The organism is Massilia paldalensis (assembly GCF_044901715.1).
Lineage (GTDB): Bacteria > Pseudomonadota > Gammaproteobacteria > Burkholderiales > Burkholderiaceae_D > Telluria > Telluria paldalensis.
Genome location: NZ_JBJCIU010000002.1, coordinates 176,378 through 191,770, shown reverse-complemented (window position 1 = coordinate 191,770; position 15,393 = coordinate 176,378). Strand labels below are relative to the sequence as shown.

Sequence of the window (15,393 nt, the reverse complement as noted above, 5' to 3'; positions counted from 1 at the left end):
GCTGTCGAAAAAATAAGAATCAGGGACGGCCCGCCGCCGCGCGGTAGGCCGGATGCTCGCGCAGTGTAGCGAAACAGAAGCCTTTCTGCTCGAGGCCGGTCAGCAGGGGCTCCAGGTTGGCCGGCATCCAGGGATCCTTGCGCGACCAGATGCCCATGTGGGCCATGAAGATGTCGCCGTCCTTGAGGCCGGACAGAACGCGCTTGAGCAGCACGGCGTTCGGGTAGGCGTCGCTGGACGTCTCGTCGCCCGAGAAGCCGGCCGGCGCCCAGCCGGCGTGGCGGTAGCCGCAGCTGCTGGCGGCGGCCAGCACGTTGGGCGAGGTATGGCCGCCGGGCGCGCGGAACAGCGGATCGATGTGGTGTCCCGTCAGTTCGGCGAAGCGCGCGTCGACGCGGCGCAGCTCGTCGCAGTACTGCGCCGCGCTCCAGGTCATGGTCTTGCCGGCCTGCGCGCCGAACTGCGGGCGCACGCGGATGCTGCCGTCCTTGCCGTCGCCGCGCCAGTAGACGTGGTCGAAGGTATGGGTGCCGAACGCATGGCCCTCGGCCACGCGCGCCTTCCAGTAATCGGCCCAGGAGGCATCGAGCGACCAGTCGCCGCGCACCGTCTTCTCGTTGGCGAGGAAGAAGGTGGCCCTGGCGTGGTGGCGCTTGAGCGTGTCGGCGATCAGCGCGGCCTGCGACTGGCTGCCCGTGTCGAAGGTCAGGTAGATCGTGCCCTTGCAGGCATCGGCCGCATGGGCCGACGGCAGGGCCGGAAGGATCGAGGCCGCCAGCAGCAGCGCCGCCGCGGCCCGTGCGGGCCGCGGACGCATCACATCCTCGGCGCCGCGTTGGCGAAGAACACGCCGTGCGGCGAGCGGCCGACCGGGATCTGCTTGATCACCTTGCGGCTGGCGACGTCGATCACGGCCACCTTCTTGATCCAGCGCTGCGTCACCCACAGGGTCTTGCCGTCGGCCGACAGTTCCATGCAGTCCGGACCGCCCGGCACGGGGATCATGCCGACGTTCTGCAGCGTGGTCTGGTCGATGATGTTGATCGAGTTCTGCACGCGGTTCGACACGAAGATGTGGCGGCGGTCGCCCAGCGCGCGGAAGTTGTGGGCACCGTTGCCCGTCTTGATGCGCTTGACGGTCTTCTGGGTGCGCCAGTCGATCACCTCGACGTAGTCGCTGCCCATGATGCCGACCAGCAGGTACTTGTCGTCCGGCGTCATGGAAATGCCGGCCGGGAGCTTGCCGACCGGGATCGTCCACTTGACGGTCTGGGTTTTCAGGTCGATGCCGCTGACCTGGTCGCTGCCCTGCTGGGTCACGAAGGCCATCGTGCTGGCCGCGTCGAAGGCGATGTGGCTGGGCATGCGCGCCAGCGGCAGGCGCTTGCTCAGCAGCAGATTGTTGCCGTCGTACTTGTAGACGTCGACGCGGTCCAGGCGCAGCGAGGCCGACACGAACCATTTCTGGTCCGGCGAGAAGCCGATCTGGTAGGGGTCGAGCACGTCGGTCAGGCGGCGCTGCACCTTGCCCGTCACAGAGTCCAGGAAGATCAGCTCGTTGCCCATCGAGCTGGCGACGATCACGGACTTGTTGTCCGGCGTGGCCATCAGGTGGTGCGGTTCCTTGCCGACCGGGAGCGTGCCGGCGTCGGCGCCGGTGGCCTGGTCGATCAGCTGGACGGTGGCGTCGCGCGAATTGAGCACCACGACCACGTTCGCGTGGGCGGCCTGGACGGCGGAAGCGAGGCAGAGACCGGAGAGGATGAGCTTACTGAAGCGGCGCAGCATGGCAGGATAGTTCCGGAAGGAAGAAAAACCTTATTCTACGGGGAAACTTGGCCCCTTCGCTGTGCAAGCAGCAGGAATAAGATCGTTTCGGCGCGCCGCCGCAACACAGTGGACAAGGCGTCAATAGCGCTTTGACAGGCCATGCACTACAATCGCCCTTCACTTTGAACAAGAAGGGAATCCCATGTCCACCACCACCACGAATTCCGGCCTGCAGTACGAAGACACCGTCGTCGGCGACGGCGCCGAAGCCAAGGCCGGCAGCTACGTCACCGTGCACTACACGGGCTGGCTGCAGAACGACGACGGCAGCGCCGGCGCCAAGTTCGATTCGAGCAAAGACCGCAACGACCCGTTCCAGTTCCCGCTGGGCGCCGGCCACGTGATCCGCGGCTGGGACGAAGGCGTGCAGGGCATGAAGGTCGGTGGCGCGCGCCGCCTGATCATCCCGGCCAGCCTGGGCTATGGCGCCCGCGGCGCCGGCGGCGTGATCCCGCCGAACGCGACCCTGATTTTCGACGTCGAACTGCTGGGCGTCTGAGCATGATCCGCACCCTTGCCCTGCTCGGCCTCGTTGCCGCCCTCGGCGGCTGCACGGCCATGGCCGTCGGCGGCGCCGTGATCGGCACCGGCGTCTCGGTCGCCTCGACTGCCGTCGGCGCCGGCGTGGCGGTCGGCAAGGGCGCCGTCAACGTCGCCACCTATCCGTTCCGCGGCGGCGACGACGACAAATAACGGGACGACGGCTTCGGCCTCGTCCCCGGGTGGGCACCACGTGCCCGCCGTGCGCCACCACCGAACGTTTCCTCTAAAGTTGACTCCGATCCACGCATGATGCGCTAAGATGCCGCAAGTGTTGCCACGAAGGCATCCCGAACATCGCACATCTATGAAGGAGTCACCATGAGTTTGCAAGAACAGTTCGCCCAGGCCCAGATCGATTCGAAGAACCTGCCGGAGCGTCCGGACAACATGACCCTGCTGAAGATCTATGCGCTGTACAAGCAGGGCGCGAACGGCGACGTGACGGGCGAGCGCCCGGGCTTCACCGACATGGTCGGGCGCGCCAAGTACGACGCCTGGGCGGGCCTGCAGGGCACGTCGCGGGAAGACGCGATGCAGCAGTACGTCGACCTGATCGAGGAACTGAAGGACGCGTAAGCGTCAGCGCCAGCCCGCGCCGGGCGGCGTCAGGCCGCGAACGTCTTGCGCATGCTTTCCGCCACCTTCTGCTCGATGGCCGGCGCGAACGCACTCATCATGAAGCCCAGCTTGATGCGCAAGGCGGCCTGGCTCGGCTCCAGCGCGAGCACGCCTTCCACCCCGCTGCGTTCGAAGCGCAGCACGTCGCCTTCCCACTTGCACTGCAATCCATAGTCGCTGGCCAGCTTGTCCGCCACCTTCTGGGCCGCCGCGCGCGCCGCCGGCTGGGAAAGCGTGTGTTGCTGGATGATGCTGATGTCCGCCATCTGGCTGTTCCTTCTATCTTGAATACTGATCTGCCGCAAAAGCTCGCCATGATGCCAGCTCAGCCCGTCTTAAGCCAGTATTGACCCTAGAGAATGGTCAATTGACCAAGCTCAATGCTTCTCCGAAGCAAGCAGCGACCATTCCTCGAAGCCGCCTCCCGCGGCCGCCATCGAGGAGAACCCATGGAATCGTCCACCTTGCCGCCGGTCGGCTTCATTCCCACCCCCAGCGCACCCTACCGCCAGCACCGCAAGGCGGCGCAACTGCTCGACCAGCCGGGCCGCCCGCGGCTCGCGGCCGCATCCGAGCCACCCTCTCCTGCCGACAGCGGCACCGGGGACGTGCCCCTGCCCTACGCCTTCGGCGCGCGCGTGCTGATGTGGAAACAGGATCCGTCGGTGTCCGAGATCGGCACGCGCAAGGCCTTCCTGCCCGGCATCGTGCTGGCCGGGCCGCGCGACGCCCGCATCGAGATCGTCGACACGGCCAATGCGCCGGTCGAGCCGAACGCCTTCGGCGACTTCGTCACCATGCCGGACACGCCCCAGTTCGACGCCGTGCACACCTTCGCCGTCGTGCGCCAGACGCTGACCATGTACCAGCGCGCCCTGTCCGCGGCCGGGGATGCCATGCCGCTGCCCTGGCAATGGAACAGCAGCACCGACACGACGCCGCTGCAGGTTCATCCCTACGGCCTGCCGAACGTGATGAATGCCTTCTACAGCCGTTCCCAGGGCTGCCTGAAGTTCGGCGACTTCGTCCCCAGCGGCGAGAGCGCGCGCGTGTACACCTGCCGCTCCTTCGACATCGTCGCCCACGAGACGGGCCATGCCGTGCTGGACGGCCTCAAGCCGCAATGGCTGCAGGCCGACAACCCGCCCCAGACGGGCGGCCTGCACGAAGCCTTCGGCGACCTGACCGCGATCTTCCTGGCGCTGTCCCAGCTCGACCAGTGCGAGGCCGTGGTGGCGCAGACCAAGGCGCACCTGCACGACAAGACCTTCCTGGCCGACATCGCCGAGCAGTTCGGCCTGGCGCTGGGCAGCACGACGGGCTTGCGCAATGCCGACAACGACCTGACGCTGTCGCAGGCCGGCACGGAAGTGCATGCGCTGTCGCAGGTGTTCACGGGCGCCGTCTACGACATCCTGGCCGACGCGTTCGCCTTCGAGCGGCACCCGGAGCTGGAGGATTGCGCCAGCGTGCTGCACCGTACGGCCGGCTGGCTGCGCGGCCTGGTGCTGCGCGCCCTGGTCGCCGCGCCCGACGTGGCCGCCACCTATGCCGACGTGGCCAACGAGATGCTGCGCCTGGCGGCCGAAGACGGCAAGCCGCAGGCCTACCTGGACTTCATCCGTGACCGCTTCGCCCTGCGCGAAGTGCTGGATGTGGCCGCCCCGCAGGCCGGCACGCCGGATGCCCGTACGCCGGATGCCCGTACGCCGGATGCCCGTATGCCGGATGCCCCCGCGCCGTCCGTGCCCGCGCAGCGCTTCGCGCCCTTGGTCTGCGATGCGCCCGGTGCCCGCCAGGACCGCCGCGCCTGCTGCGGCACGATGAACCTGGCCGAGTACTACCAGGTCGAACGCTTGCTGGACCGGGAAGCGCAGGCGCTGGCGCGCTGGTGCCTGGAGCATGGGCGCACGGGACCGGCCGGCGTCGCCGTGGCCGCCGTTGCCGCCGTTGCCGGTTTGGCCGTGGCCGTCGCCGGAACGGACGAGGCGTTGCCGGCGGCCGGCCGGGCATGAAAGAGCGGAGATGAGGGAGCGGAGATGAGAATCACGGCCAGGACCAGCGGCGGCTTCGCCGGCATCGCACGATGCGTCGAACTGGATACCGGCCGCCACGCCGACGGCAAGGCGGTCGAGGCGCTGCTCGAGCGCCTGGATTTCTTCGAGCCGGCGCCCGCCTGCCCCGTCGGCGCCGACCTGCGGCGCTGGGACATCACGGCGGACGACGGCCGCCGCTGCCGCACGGTGACGGTGGCGGAAGACGACTTGCCGCCCGGCGCGGCCTGGCAAGCGCTGCTGGACTACCTGCGCGGCGCCGCCTAGACATCACTCACGGCGATAATGCGTTGCGGACTGAACACATTTGCTTATGTGTATTGTGTATAAGTCCGATTTGTCGTAGAAGCCGAATTGCCCTAAAATACAGTGCTTTGCCGCGTCCGGCGAGCCTTCTCGCGCGCATCCGCCGCCGCCCCCACTCTGATTGATAGGACTGTTATGACCCACGTTGTCACCGAATCGTGCATCCGTTGTCGCTATACCGATTGCGTGGATGTATGCCCGGTAGATTGTTTCCGGGAAGGCCCGAACTTCCTCGCCATCGACCCGGACGAGTGCATCGACTGCGCCGTGTGCGTGGCCGAGTGCCCGGTGAACGCCATCTATGCGGAAGAGGACGTGCCGTCGGACCAGCAGCAATTCATCAAGATCAACGCCGACCTGGCACGCAGCTGGCCGTCGATCACCAAAACGAAGCCCGCCCTGCCCGACGCGGAAGAGTGGAAGGACGTCAAGAGCAAGCTGGACCAACTGGCCCGCTGATCCCGCCGACCGTCCAGGCATGCACGCAAGACCCTGATTGATAAAGGGTTTTGCGCCGCCAGCCCCAGCGAACATGCGCCATTCGTGGCACACTGGCCGCCCTCGCCCCCCAATACAAATCAACAGGAAGTAAGCATGACAATCAGTGCGACCTCGGAAGCGGTCACCATCGCTCCCAACAGCTCCTTTGCCGGCGCCATCGAAGCCGATGCCGTGATCATCGGTGCGGGCCCGGTCGGCCTGTTCCAGGTATTCGAGCTGGGCCTGCTGGAGATCAAAGCCCACGTGATCGATTCGCTGCCCGCCGTCGGCGGCCAGTGCGTGGAACTGTACCCGGACAAGCCGATCTACGACATTCCCGCCGTGCCCGTCTGCACCGGCCAGGAACTGACCGACAACCTGCTCAAGCAGATCGAGCCGTTCGAGCCGACGTTCCACCTGGGCCAGGAAGTGACCACCGTGCAGCGCCGCGAAGACCAGCGCTTCAACGTCGAGACCTCGACCGGCACCCGCTTCATCACCAAGACCATCTTCATCGCCGCCGGCGTCGGTTCCTTCCAGGCGCGCACGATCAAGGTCGACGGCATCGAGAAGTTCGAGAACAGCCAGCTGTTCTACCGCGTCAAGGATCCGAGCCTGTTCGACGGCAAGAACCTGGTCATCTGCGGCGGCGGCGACTCCGCGCTGGACTGGGCGCTGAACTTCGTCGGCAAGGCCGAGTCCGTCGTGCTGGTGCACCGCCGCGAAGATTTCCGCGCCGCGCCCGCTTCCGTCGCCAAGATGAAGCAGCTGTGCGACGAGTACGAGATGCAGCTGATCACCGGCCAGGTGACGGGCTTCGACGAGAAGGACGGCAAGCTGTCCGAAGTGAAAGTGACCGGTGCCGATGGCGTGACCCGCCGCGTGCCGCTGGACATGCTGATGGTGTTCTTCGGCCTGTCGCCCAAGCTGGGTCCGATCGCCGAATGGGGCCTGGACATCGAGCGCCGCCAGCTGAAAGTCATGGACACCGAGAAGTTCGAGACCAACGTGCCGGGCATCTTCGCCGTGGGTGACATCAACACCTACCCGGGCAAGAAGAAGCTGATCCTGTCGGGCTTCCACGAAGCCGCGCTGGCCGCCTTCGGCGCCGCGCCGTACATCTTCCCGGACAAGAAGATCCACATGCAGTACACGACGACCTCGCCGAAGCTGCACAAGATCCTGGGCGTCGAGACGCCGCAGTTCGACTGATCGGCCAAGATGAGCTTGCCGTTCCGTAACACGGCACCCACGAAAAACGCCCCGCTCCACGGGGCGTTTTTCTTATGTAGTGCACTTAACGAACCGGCCCGCGGGAAGTGTGATACAAATGTTGCATTGCACTATTGTCAGTTTGCGACACCAGTTTGATGTTGCCCCACGCCAAGCTGATTAAGCCTATAATGCATTACCACGTTGCGCAGACGTTTGCAATTGCGCACAGAGTCAAGAAGGAAAAAAATTATGCTTTATCAACTGCACGAGATGCAACGCTCCTTCCTGAACCCACTGATGCAGTGGGCCGATGCCTCTGCCAAACTGTTTTCGAATCCAGTTTCGCCGTTCGCGCACACCCCGTTCTCGCAGCGTATCGCTGCCGGCTACGAGCTGATGTACCGCCTCGGCAAGGACTATGAGAAACCTGCTTTCGGCCTGAACTCGACCACCATCAACGGCCAGGAAGTCGGCATCATGGAGCACACGGTCGTCAGCAAGCCGTTCTGCAAGCTGCTCCATTTCAAGAAGGACATGAGCGACAGCGACTTCGCGGCGCTCGAACAACCGACGGTCCTCGTCGTGGCGCCGCTGTCCGGCCACCACGCCACCCTGCTGCGCGACACGGTGCGCGCCCTGCTGCCCAACCAGGACGTCTACATCACAGACTGGGTCGATGCCCGCATGGTGCCGCTGTCCGATGGCCCGTTCCACCTCGACGACTACGTGTATTACGTCCAGGATTTCATCCGCCACCTGGGCCCGGACGTGCACGTGATTTCCGTGTGCCAGCCGACCGTGCCGGTGCTCGCCGCGATCTCGCTGATGGCCAGCAACAAGGATCCGAAGCTGCCCAAGTCGATGATCATGATGGGCGGCCCGATCGATCCGCGCAAGTCGCCGACGGCCGTCAACGACCTGGCCACCGAGAAACCGTTCTCGTGGTTCGAGAACACGGTGATCTATGCCGTGCCGGGCAATTACCCGGGCGTGGGCCGCAAGGTCTATCCGGGCTTCCTGCAGCACGCCGGCTTCATCGCCATGAACCCGGGCCGCCATGCCCAGTCGCACCGCGAGTTCTACCAGCACCTGGTGCGCGGCGACGACGACTCGGCCGAGGCGCACCGCAAGTTCTACGACGAATACAACGCCGTGCTCGACATGCCGGCCGAGTACTACCTCGAGACCATCAAGACGGTATTCCAGGAATCGCGCCTGCCCAAGGGCACCTGGGAAGTGGGCGGCCAGCTGGTCCGCCCGCAGGATATCGAGAACGTCGCCCTGTTCACCATCGAAGGCGAGCTGGACGACATCTCCGGCCTGGGCCAGACCCACGCGGCGCACGAGCTGTGCAGCAAGATCCCGCCCGAGCTGCACCAGCAGTTCACGGCGCCGAAGTGCGGCCACTACGGCATCTTCTCGGGCCGCCGCTGGCGCGAGATCATCTGCCCGATGATCGGCGAGTTCATCCGCAAGCACCCGTAAGCGGTCCGCTGACGAGATTGGGTCCCTGCCTTCGCAGGGACGACGGTAGATGATGCGTCGTCCCTGCGAAGGCAGGGACCCAATTTTTCATGCCCTCAAACGCAAACGGCCCGCCTCGAATCCGAAGCAAGCCGTCCACGCCGCCTCCCCCCGCGGAAGCGAAACCGTGCACACCTGGCGGGGCCGCCCTGCGGGCAGCCCACGACGCGGTGAATGACTCAGTGATTGATGATCAGGTCGGCGATGACGCCGGTGGCGATGGCCGCCAGCACGTAGTCGCTGCCCGTCTGCACCCAGTGGTAGCCGCGCGGCGGCTGGCGCAGGCGGTGGCCGCGCCAGTCGTTCACGACGTACTGGTTGTGGCGGTAGCGGTCGGGCAGGCGTTCGCCGCGGTGGAAGTTGCGGTCCGGGCCGGCGCCGTCGTGGCGGCCGTCATGGCGGGCATAGCGGTCGTCACGGTGGTCGCGGCGCTCATCGCGACGGTCGTCACGGTAATCACGGCGGTCGTCGCGCTGCTCGTGACGATCGCGGTCGCGGTCGCCGTGATAGCGGTCCTGGGCAAAGCTCGATGCGCCCGCGCCCAGCAGCGCGACCATCAGCGTCGCTACGATGATCTTTTTGTTGTTCATGGCATTTTTCCTTATTGCATAAGCTGGCTCCAGTAGACCACCGAGCCCTGCCGTTGCTTCGTGCGCTGCCTCACCGAAGCCCCCCTTGCGCCCGCCGTTTTCGTATCAAGATGTGACAGCGCACCTTTTCGACGGCTGCCGGCTTTTAGCGGATAATGACGGTTTATCCAGTTTCGCCGTTGCATTGCCGTGACCAAGACGCTCGCCGACCAGATCGAAGACCTGCTGCCGCAGACCCAGTGCACCAAGTGCGGCTACCCCGCGTGCCGCCCGTACGCGGAGGCGATCGCGCGCGGCGAGGCCGAGATCAACCAGTGCCCGCCCGGCGGCATCGAGGGCGTCGCGCGCCTGGCCGCCCTCACGGGCCGGCCCGTCATCCCGATCAATCCGGCCAACGGCGTCGAGCGCCCGCGTCCCGTCGCCTTCATCGACGAGGCGCTGTGCATCGGCTGCACGCTGTGCATCCAGGCCTGCCCCGTCGATGCCATCCTCGGCGCGGCCAAGCAGATGCACACCATCCTGCCGAGCCTGTGCACCGGCTGCGACCTGTGCGTGGCGCCCTGCCCCGTCGACTGCATCGCGATGGTCCCGCGCACGGACGACCCGGCGAACGAGCCGACCGGCTGGGCCGCCTGGTCGCAGGAACAGGCCGATGCCGCGCGCGCGCGCCACGACTTCCGCAGCGCGCGCCTGCAGCGCGAAAAGGAAGAAAACGATGCGCGCCTGGCCGCCAAGGCGGTCGAGAAGATGCGCGCCGTGACGGCTGAGGAAACCAATACGCCGGAAGAGCTGGCGGAAAAGGAACGCAAGCGCGCGATCATCGCCGCCGCCATGGAGCGCGCCAAGCAGAAGGCCGCGGCCGCCGCCCCGCCCGCCGCGCCGAAGAACGAAGAACAGTAAGCCACTGAACCCCGCGATGAACCCCGCCAAACGCCTCGAGATCTTCACCCGCTTCCGCGACGCCAATCCCCATCCGACCACCGAACTCGAATACACGACGCCGTTCGAACTGCTGATCGCCGTGCTGCTGTCGGCCCAGTCGACCGACGTCGGCGTCAACAAGGCCACCCGCAAGCTGTACCCCGTCGCGAACACGCCGCAGGCGATCCTCGACCTGGGCCTGGAGGAACTGAAGACCTATATCTCGACGATCGGCCTGTACAACACCAAGGCCAAGAACGTCATCGCCACCTGCGAGATCCTCGTGAACCAGTACGGCGGCGAAGTGCCCCGTTCGCGCGAGGCGCTCGAAGCCCTGCCCGGCGTGGGCCGCAAGACCGCCAACGTGGTGCTCAACACGGCGTTCGGCGAACCGACGATGGCCGTGGACACGCACATCTTCCGCGTGTCCAACCGCACCAAGATCGCGCCCGGCAAGAACGTCGACATCGTCGAGCAGAAGCTGCTGAAATTCGTGCCGAAGGACTTCCTGCACGACGCCCACCACTGGCTGATCCTGCACGGCCGCTATACCTGCGTGGCGCGCAAGCCCAAGTGCTGGAACTGTTTGATCAACGACCTGTGCGAGTTCAAGGACAAGACGCCGGTGCCGGCGGACGCCTGAGCCGACACAGATGGAAAGACAAAGGGCGCCGCGGCGCCCTTTCGTTCGTCACCGCGCCGTCTCGCGGAAGCTGAAGTGCTTGTGCCCCAGGTAGCTGGAAAACACGGGCACGACGACGCCGACGCCGTGCGCGATCTCGCGCGCGTAGGCGGTCACGCCCAGCGCCGGCAGCACCCATTTCAGCAGCAGCATGCTGATCGCCCAGGTCTGGGCGACGGCTACCACGTTCACGAGCACGAACCAGCCGGCCGCGCGGTGCGCCGCCTGGGTGCTGGCGCGGAACACGAACAGCTTGCTCAGCACGAAGGCCGTCACCATGCCCGTGAGGTAGGCACAGACGACGGCCCAGGAAAACGGCATCGCCCGGTTGTACAGGATGCGCGAGCCGAAATTGACGGCCGCCGCAAAGCCTCCCGTCAGCAGGAAGGCCAGGAACTGGCGGGAAGCGAAGGCCTTGATCACGCCCCCGCCTCGCGCGCCATCTTGCGGCCGAAGTCGATGCTCTCCGAGATGCCGCGGTCTTCCGGATAGTAGTACGAGGTATCGGCGACCCACAGTCCGTCCACCGGCAGCTTCGCGGGCGGCAGGCGGTCCAGGTAGCCCGGCTCGCAGATCGGCTGGGCGTAGCGGTAGCGGCTGGCGCGCATGTCGACGAAGTCCGACTCGGCCAATCGCGGATTGATCTTCATGAGATAGCGCTTGACCTTGTCCAGGAAGGCCTGGTCCGGCTCCGCGAACTTCGGATGCTCGCCCGGCACGTAGAACGGCACGTAGACGATGTGCTCGCCGTTCATCGGGCGCAGGTTCGTGTACTCGACGAGGCCGGGGATGTCCATCTCCTCGTCGTTGGTATTGAGCCAGAAGTTGTCCGTCACGGGCTTCTTCAGCTTGGCGATCACGCAGACGACGGCGATGTTTTTCTTGGCGCGGAAGGCGTCCAGCGTGGCCGGCGGCAGGTCCGGCATCACGCGCGGGACATAGGGCAGCGGGATGGTGCTGATCACCTTGTCGAAGGGAGCGAACTCGCCGCCCGCTTCCACGCCCTTCACCTTGCCGCCTTCGATGACGACCCTGGTCGCTGGCGTCTTCAGGCGCAGGATGCCGCCGTGTTGCAGGATGTCGGCGCGCATGCCCTCCAGCAGCGTCTCCGAGCCGCCGTCCAGGTAGCCCAGCTTTTCCTTGAACAGGTTGTAGCGCGAACGGCCGATGCGGCGGATGCGGCTCCAGATCCAGGCCGCGGACAGGTTGTCGCTGTAGTCGTAGAACTTGTAGTCGAACAGGCGGCGCCACAGCACTTCCCAGGCCTCCGGCCCGACGTTGCGCTTGATCCAGCCGCTCGCCTCGACGTGGTCGAGCGGCTTCCAGTCGTCGCGCTTGGTCGACAGGAAGGCGTGCAGGCCATAGCGGAACTTGGCCGCCAGGCCCAGGCCGCGGAACTTCAGCAGCGCGATTGGGTTGCCCCATTCCTGCACTTCGCCGCGGTACCAGTAGCCCATCTTCGTGGCCACCCAGTGCATCTTCGACGACAGTCCCAGCTCGTCCAGCACCTTCAGGAAGGCGTGGTCGGAGATCGCGTGGAAGTGGTAGTAGCGCTCGATCGAGGTGCCCGAGAAATCGAAATGCGCGGCCATGCCGCCGACGCGGTCGTCCGCTTCGTAGACGACGGGCTCGTGGCCATCGCGCGCCAGTTGATACGCCACCGCCAGGCCCATCGGCCCGGCCCCAAGGACGGCAATACGCTGCTTCATTAGAACTCCAGGACGACGTTGCTGTATGTCGGATCGTTGAAGGTTTCGTCGATGGCCTTGGCGAACGGGGTGCTCTGCACCTTGAACAAGCCGGGCCAGTCGATCACCTCGAAACTGTCGCGCGCGACCAGCGCGGCCAGCTGCTGCGTGGTGAACGGCGGGTTGCTGTCGAACTTGCCCCATACCCACAGCAGCGCGTAGAACAGGCCGTAGGGTATCTTGACGATCGGGGTCGTCGAGCGCGTCACGCGCTTGATCTCGCGGATGATGTCGATGTAGTCGACCTCCTCGTGACCCGAGATGTTGTAGACGCCCGTGATGCCGGGGTTCTCGATGCAGCTCATGATGACGTTGCAGAAGTCGCCCACGTACAGCGGCTGGCGCATGTAGCGGCCATGGCCGGGAATCGGAAACACGGGCACCTTGCTCATGAAGCGCGACAGCCAGCCCAGGTGCTTGCGGTCGAACCAGCCGTACATCAGCGTCGGACGCAGCACCGGACAGGCGATGCCGCTCGCCAGCACCATCGCTTCCTGTTCGCGCTTGCTGCGCGTGTAGAAATCGTCGGCCACCGACACCACCACCGAGGAGCTGATCGCGACCAGGCGCGTGTTGGGCTGGTTCTTGATGATGTCGAGCTGGTGGCGCGTGGCGTCGACGTTGTTGCGCACGAAGTCGGTCCAGTCGTTGCCGCCGATCTGGGCCTGCAGCATGACGACGGTGCATCCGTCCGTGATGTGGCGCGCCCACGCGCCCGGCTCCGCCAGGTCGGCGTACTCGACGACGATGTCGGGCTGCACGCGGCGCAGCACGTCGATGTTGGCGCGGTGCTTGTCCAGCACCACGATGTTGCGGTAGCCGCGCGCCTTCAGGCGGGCGACGAGATTTTGTCCGACCAGCCCGGCGCCGCCGGGCAGGATGATCTTGCGGTCCAATCCAGTCATGCTTACTTCTCCCTGATTCCATACAACGACACGCCGAGCCTGCGGGCATCGACCGACCAGCCGACTTCCAGCGGCGAGATCGGCCGCGCGATGCGGATCTCGACATGCAAGGGCGCGGCCGCCTCGGGACCGAGGTCGAAGCTGAACTGGCGACGCCGTTCGATGAATTCGAAGTCGCCGCCGCCGACCGGCTTGCCGTTGACGACGATGTCGAAGTGCTGGCGCCATGTGCGGTCCGGCAGGAATACGCCCAGGTCCAGGTTCAGCAGGCGGCGCTCCGGGTTGGCCGGCAGGTTCAGCTCGGCGACAGGGCCGTCCGACCAGACGAAATCGCCCTCGATCTTCGACCATCCCTTGCCGATGGCTGTGCGGAAATACTCGGGATGCTGCGCGACGGTGGTGTAGGCGGCGGGGGTCAGCACGCGGCCATGCCGGAACAGCAGCAGGCCCTGCCCCGCGATGTCCGGCTGCTCGAGGGCCATGCCTTGCATGCGCATGGCGCGCACGAGGAAGCGGCGCGGATTGTTCAGTTCCTCCGGGCGGCATTGGGCCGCGCGCGTGAACAGGATGTGCCAGTGTTCGTTGATGCACACGAGATCCCGTCCCTGGCGCCGCGCATGCAGCTGGATCGCGACGACATCGCCCCAGGCATATTCCCAGGCCTCGGGATCGGGGTCGACGTCGAGCACGATACGTCCGCTGCCCGGGACCTTGACCAGTTGTTCGTACAGCGCCTCGGTACCCGGGATGTCGTACGAAAAGTCGTAGTAGATCATCTTGCTGGCCCCGACCAGGATGCCTGCCGCTCCCGCCACTGCCGCCACCCCGGCGAGCCAGTCGCGCGCGCCCGGGCGGATCGCCTGGATCACGTACAGCGCAAGCAGCGCCGCCGCATGGGCCGGCACCGCGTAATAGAACAGGCCGACGTAGGTGAGCTCGAGGTGGTCGATGCCGAACTTGGCATAGACCAGCAGTGCGATGGACGCGCCGACCAGCGCGATGCCGATCCCGCGGCCATCGCGCAAGGCATCGCGCGAAGATGCCCGCCAGCCGGTCAGCAGCAGCAGAGCCAGTGCCAGTCCCCACGCCCATGCGCGGCCCGGCGTCCAGAAGAAGGCGACGAAATCGAAGGCTTCGCGAAGCGGGTGTGGCTGGTTGCCGCCGCCGAACTTGATGTAGTCGTACAAGGGCCCCGGAAACTCGGTGATGGTGGCGATCAGCAACGGTACCAGGAACAGGAACAGGATACCGATCGCGACCAGGATCTCGCGCGCGTGCTCGCGCAGGAAACGCGGCGCCAGGATGCGCTGGCCAGGCGTGCGCAGCGTGACGGCGACGTTTGCGGCCAGCATCACGATCAGGATCACGCCCAGCATCGGGATGAACGAGACATGGCCGTTGATGAGGAAGCCGCTGGAGACCGCCAGCGCGCGCAGGCTGTCGACGTGACCCCAGGCCAGGCGCCCGATCGCGGCCAGCATCACGGCGAAGGGCAGGATGTACAGGTCCGGGAACCAGGCGCCCAGGTAGACCTGGGGATCGAAGTAGCCGATCACGCCGGCGAAGACCAGCGTGTACGCCAGCGCCGGCAAGGCGGCGCCGGTGCCGCGGCGTATCACGGAGAACAGCAGCGTGAACCAGCCGGCGGTGTAGAAGCAGATCGCCAGCAGCTGGCCGGAGAATGGCGACGGCGCAATGCGCAGCACGTCGTGGAACAGCCACTCGCCGGCAGCGAGCACATACAGGATCGCCGGACCCGGATGGTGGGTACCGATCCGCGAATAATTGCCATACAACAGGCGCAAGCGTTTGGCATCGAGGATTTGCACGCTGTTGGCTGCAAAGTCGCCGCTTTCGTGCAGCACCTTGTGCGCATTGGCGCCCCACTGGATGTACAGGAGCACGGCCGCCACCAGCAGGAACAGCAGCGCCGGGACCCAGTACCGGTTCGAACGTTGGGAGTTGGACATGGGCAGG

General features: G+C 65.9%; 18 protein-coding genes. 10 read left to right on the top strand and 8 right to left on the bottom strand.

Going from position 1 to position 15,393, the window contains the following annotated elements; all coding sequences use genetic code 11:
- Nucleotides 1-19: 19 nt before the first annotated feature.
- Entirely contained in the window at nucleotides 20-817 is a 798-nt protein-coding gene (locus ACI1V7_RS10680; protein ID WP_404531742.1) for a polysaccharide deacetylase family protein, read from the bottom strand.
- Nucleotides 817-1,788, bottom strand: a complete 972-nt coding sequence (locus ACI1V7_RS10675) for a YVTN family beta-propeller repeat protein (protein WP_404531741.1) — start codon at nucleotides 1,786-1,788, stop codon at nucleotides 817-819. Before ACI1V7_RS10675 ends, ACI1V7_RS10680 begins: the two co-directional genes overlap by 1 nt.
- 184 nt (nucleotides 1,789-1,972) lie before the next feature.
- Between ACI1V7_RS10675 and ACI1V7_RS10670 the strand changes: the two genes are divergently transcribed.
- The 3 genes from ACI1V7_RS10670 (at nucleotide 1,973) to ACI1V7_RS10660 (ending at nucleotide 2,949) form a co-directional block, all read left to right on the top strand.
- On the top strand, nucleotides 1,973-2,329 hold the full coding sequence (locus ACI1V7_RS10670; RefSeq protein WP_404531740.1) for an FKBP-type peptidyl-prolyl cis-trans isomerase: 357 nt from the start codon (nucleotides 1,973-1,975) through the stop codon (nucleotides 2,327-2,329).
- Nucleotides 2,330-2,331: 2 nt separating this feature from the next.
- A complete protein-coding gene (locus ACI1V7_RS10665) occupies nucleotides 2,332-2,523 on the top strand; it encodes a hypothetical protein (protein ID WP_404531739.1) in 192 nt (63 codons plus the stop codon).
- 168 nt (nucleotides 2,524-2,691) lie between these two features.
- The gene (locus ACI1V7_RS10660) at nucleotides 2,692-2,949 is read left to right on the top strand and encodes an acyl-CoA-binding protein (RefSeq protein WP_404531738.1); all 258 of its coding nucleotides are present in this window, start codon (nucleotides 2,692-2,694) and stop codon (nucleotides 2,947-2,949) included.
- 29 nt (nucleotides 2,950-2,978) lie between these two features.
- On the opposite strand, the gene ACI1V7_RS10655 is transcribed toward ACI1V7_RS10660, so the two are convergent.
- Nucleotides 2,979-3,257 (bottom strand): polyhydroxyalkanoic acid system family protein, encoded by a 279-nt coding sequence (locus ACI1V7_RS10655; RefSeq protein WP_404531737.1) that lies wholly within the window; start codon nucleotides 3,255-3,257, stop codon nucleotides 2,979-2,981.
- A 183-nt stretch (nucleotides 3,258-3,440) separates the two neighbouring features.
- On the opposite strand from ACI1V7_RS10655, the gene ACI1V7_RS10650 reads away from it, so the two are divergent.
- The 5 genes from ACI1V7_RS10650 to ACI1V7_RS10630 all read left to right on the top strand — a co-directional run bounded on the left by ACI1V7_RS10650 (nucleotide 3,441) and on the right by ACI1V7_RS10630 (nucleotide 8,531).
- On the top strand, nucleotides 3,441-5,006 hold the full coding sequence (locus tag ACI1V7_RS10650) for a gluzincin family metallopeptidase (RefSeq protein WP_404531736.1): 1,566 nt from the start codon (nucleotides 3,441-3,443) through the stop codon (nucleotides 5,004-5,006).
- Between the two features lie 24 nt (nucleotides 5,007-5,030).
- On the top strand, nucleotides 5,031-5,312 hold the full coding sequence (locus ACI1V7_RS10645) for a protealysin inhibitor emfourin (RefSeq protein ID WP_404531735.1): 282 nt from the start codon (nucleotides 5,031-5,033) through the stop codon (nucleotides 5,310-5,312).
- A gap of 174 nt (nucleotides 5,313-5,486) precedes the next feature.
- Nucleotides 5,487-5,810 (top strand): ferredoxin FdxA, encoded by a 324-nt coding sequence (gene fdxA / locus ACI1V7_RS10640; RefSeq protein ID WP_290412691.1) that lies wholly within the window; start codon nucleotides 5,487-5,489, stop codon nucleotides 5,808-5,810.
- A 135-nt stretch (nucleotides 5,811-5,945) separates the two neighbouring features.
- The gene (locus tag ACI1V7_RS10635) at nucleotides 5,946-7,043 is read left to right on the top strand and encodes an NAD(P)/FAD-dependent oxidoreductase (protein ID WP_404531733.1); all 1,098 of its coding nucleotides are present in this window, start codon (nucleotides 5,946-5,948) and stop codon (nucleotides 7,041-7,043) included.
- A 252-nt stretch (nucleotides 7,044-7,295) separates the two neighbouring features.
- On the top strand, nucleotides 7,296-8,531 hold the full coding sequence (locus ACI1V7_RS10630) for a polyhydroxyalkanoate depolymerase (RefSeq protein ID WP_404531732.1): 1,236 nt from the start codon (nucleotides 7,296-7,298) through the stop codon (nucleotides 8,529-8,531).
- A 218-nt stretch (nucleotides 8,532-8,749) separates the two neighbouring features.
- Here the strand turns inward: ACI1V7_RS10630 and ACI1V7_RS10625 are convergent, their stop codons facing one another.
- A complete protein-coding gene (locus ACI1V7_RS10625; protein ID WP_404531731.1) occupies nucleotides 8,750-9,160 on the bottom strand; it encodes an RcnB family protein in 411 nt (136 codons plus the stop codon).
- 189 nt (nucleotides 9,161-9,349) lie between these two features.
- Between ACI1V7_RS10625 and rsxB the strand changes: the two genes are divergently transcribed.
- Both rsxB and nth read left to right on the top strand, forming a co-directional pair.
- Nucleotides 9,350-10,060, top strand: coding sequence for an electron transport complex subunit RsxB (rsxB, locus tag ACI1V7_RS10620; protein WP_404531730.1), 711 nt, complete (start codon nucleotides 9,350-9,352; stop codon nucleotides 10,058-10,060).
- Nucleotides 10,061-10,076: 16 nt separating this feature from the next.
- Nucleotides 10,077-10,724: an endonuclease III gene (nth, locus tag ACI1V7_RS10615; RefSeq protein ID WP_404531729.1), complete on the top strand. Its 648-nt coding sequence runs from the start codon at nucleotides 10,077-10,079 to the stop codon at nucleotides 10,722-10,724.
- Between the two features lie 48 nt (nucleotides 10,725-10,772).
- On the opposite strand, the gene ACI1V7_RS10610 is transcribed toward nth, so the two are convergent.
- From ACI1V7_RS10610 to ACI1V7_RS10595, 4 genes are read right to left on the bottom strand one after another with little or no spacing between them, the layout of a single operon-like run.
- A complete protein-coding gene (locus ACI1V7_RS10610) occupies nucleotides 10,773-11,186 on the bottom strand; it encodes a GtrA family protein (RefSeq protein WP_404531728.1) in 414 nt (137 codons plus the stop codon).
- Complete coding sequence (locus tag ACI1V7_RS10605) at nucleotides 11,183-12,472, bottom strand: NAD(P)/FAD-dependent oxidoreductase (protein WP_404531727.1); 1,290 nt, start codon at nucleotides 12,470-12,472, stop codon at nucleotides 11,183-11,185. The genes ACI1V7_RS10610 and ACI1V7_RS10605 overlap by 4 nt, the downstream gene beginning before the upstream one ends.
- On the bottom strand, nucleotides 12,472-13,416 hold the full coding sequence (locus tag ACI1V7_RS10600; protein ID WP_404531726.1) for an NAD-dependent epimerase/dehydratase family protein: 945 nt from the start codon (nucleotides 13,414-13,416) through the stop codon (nucleotides 12,472-12,474). Before ACI1V7_RS10600 ends, ACI1V7_RS10605 begins: the two co-directional genes overlap by 1 nt.
- Nucleotides 13,417-13,418: 2 nt before the next feature.
- Entirely contained in the window at nucleotides 13,419-15,386 is a 1,968-nt protein-coding gene (locus ACI1V7_RS10595) for a hypothetical protein (protein ID WP_404531725.1), read from the bottom strand.
- Nucleotides 15,387-15,393 lie beyond the last annotated feature (7 nt).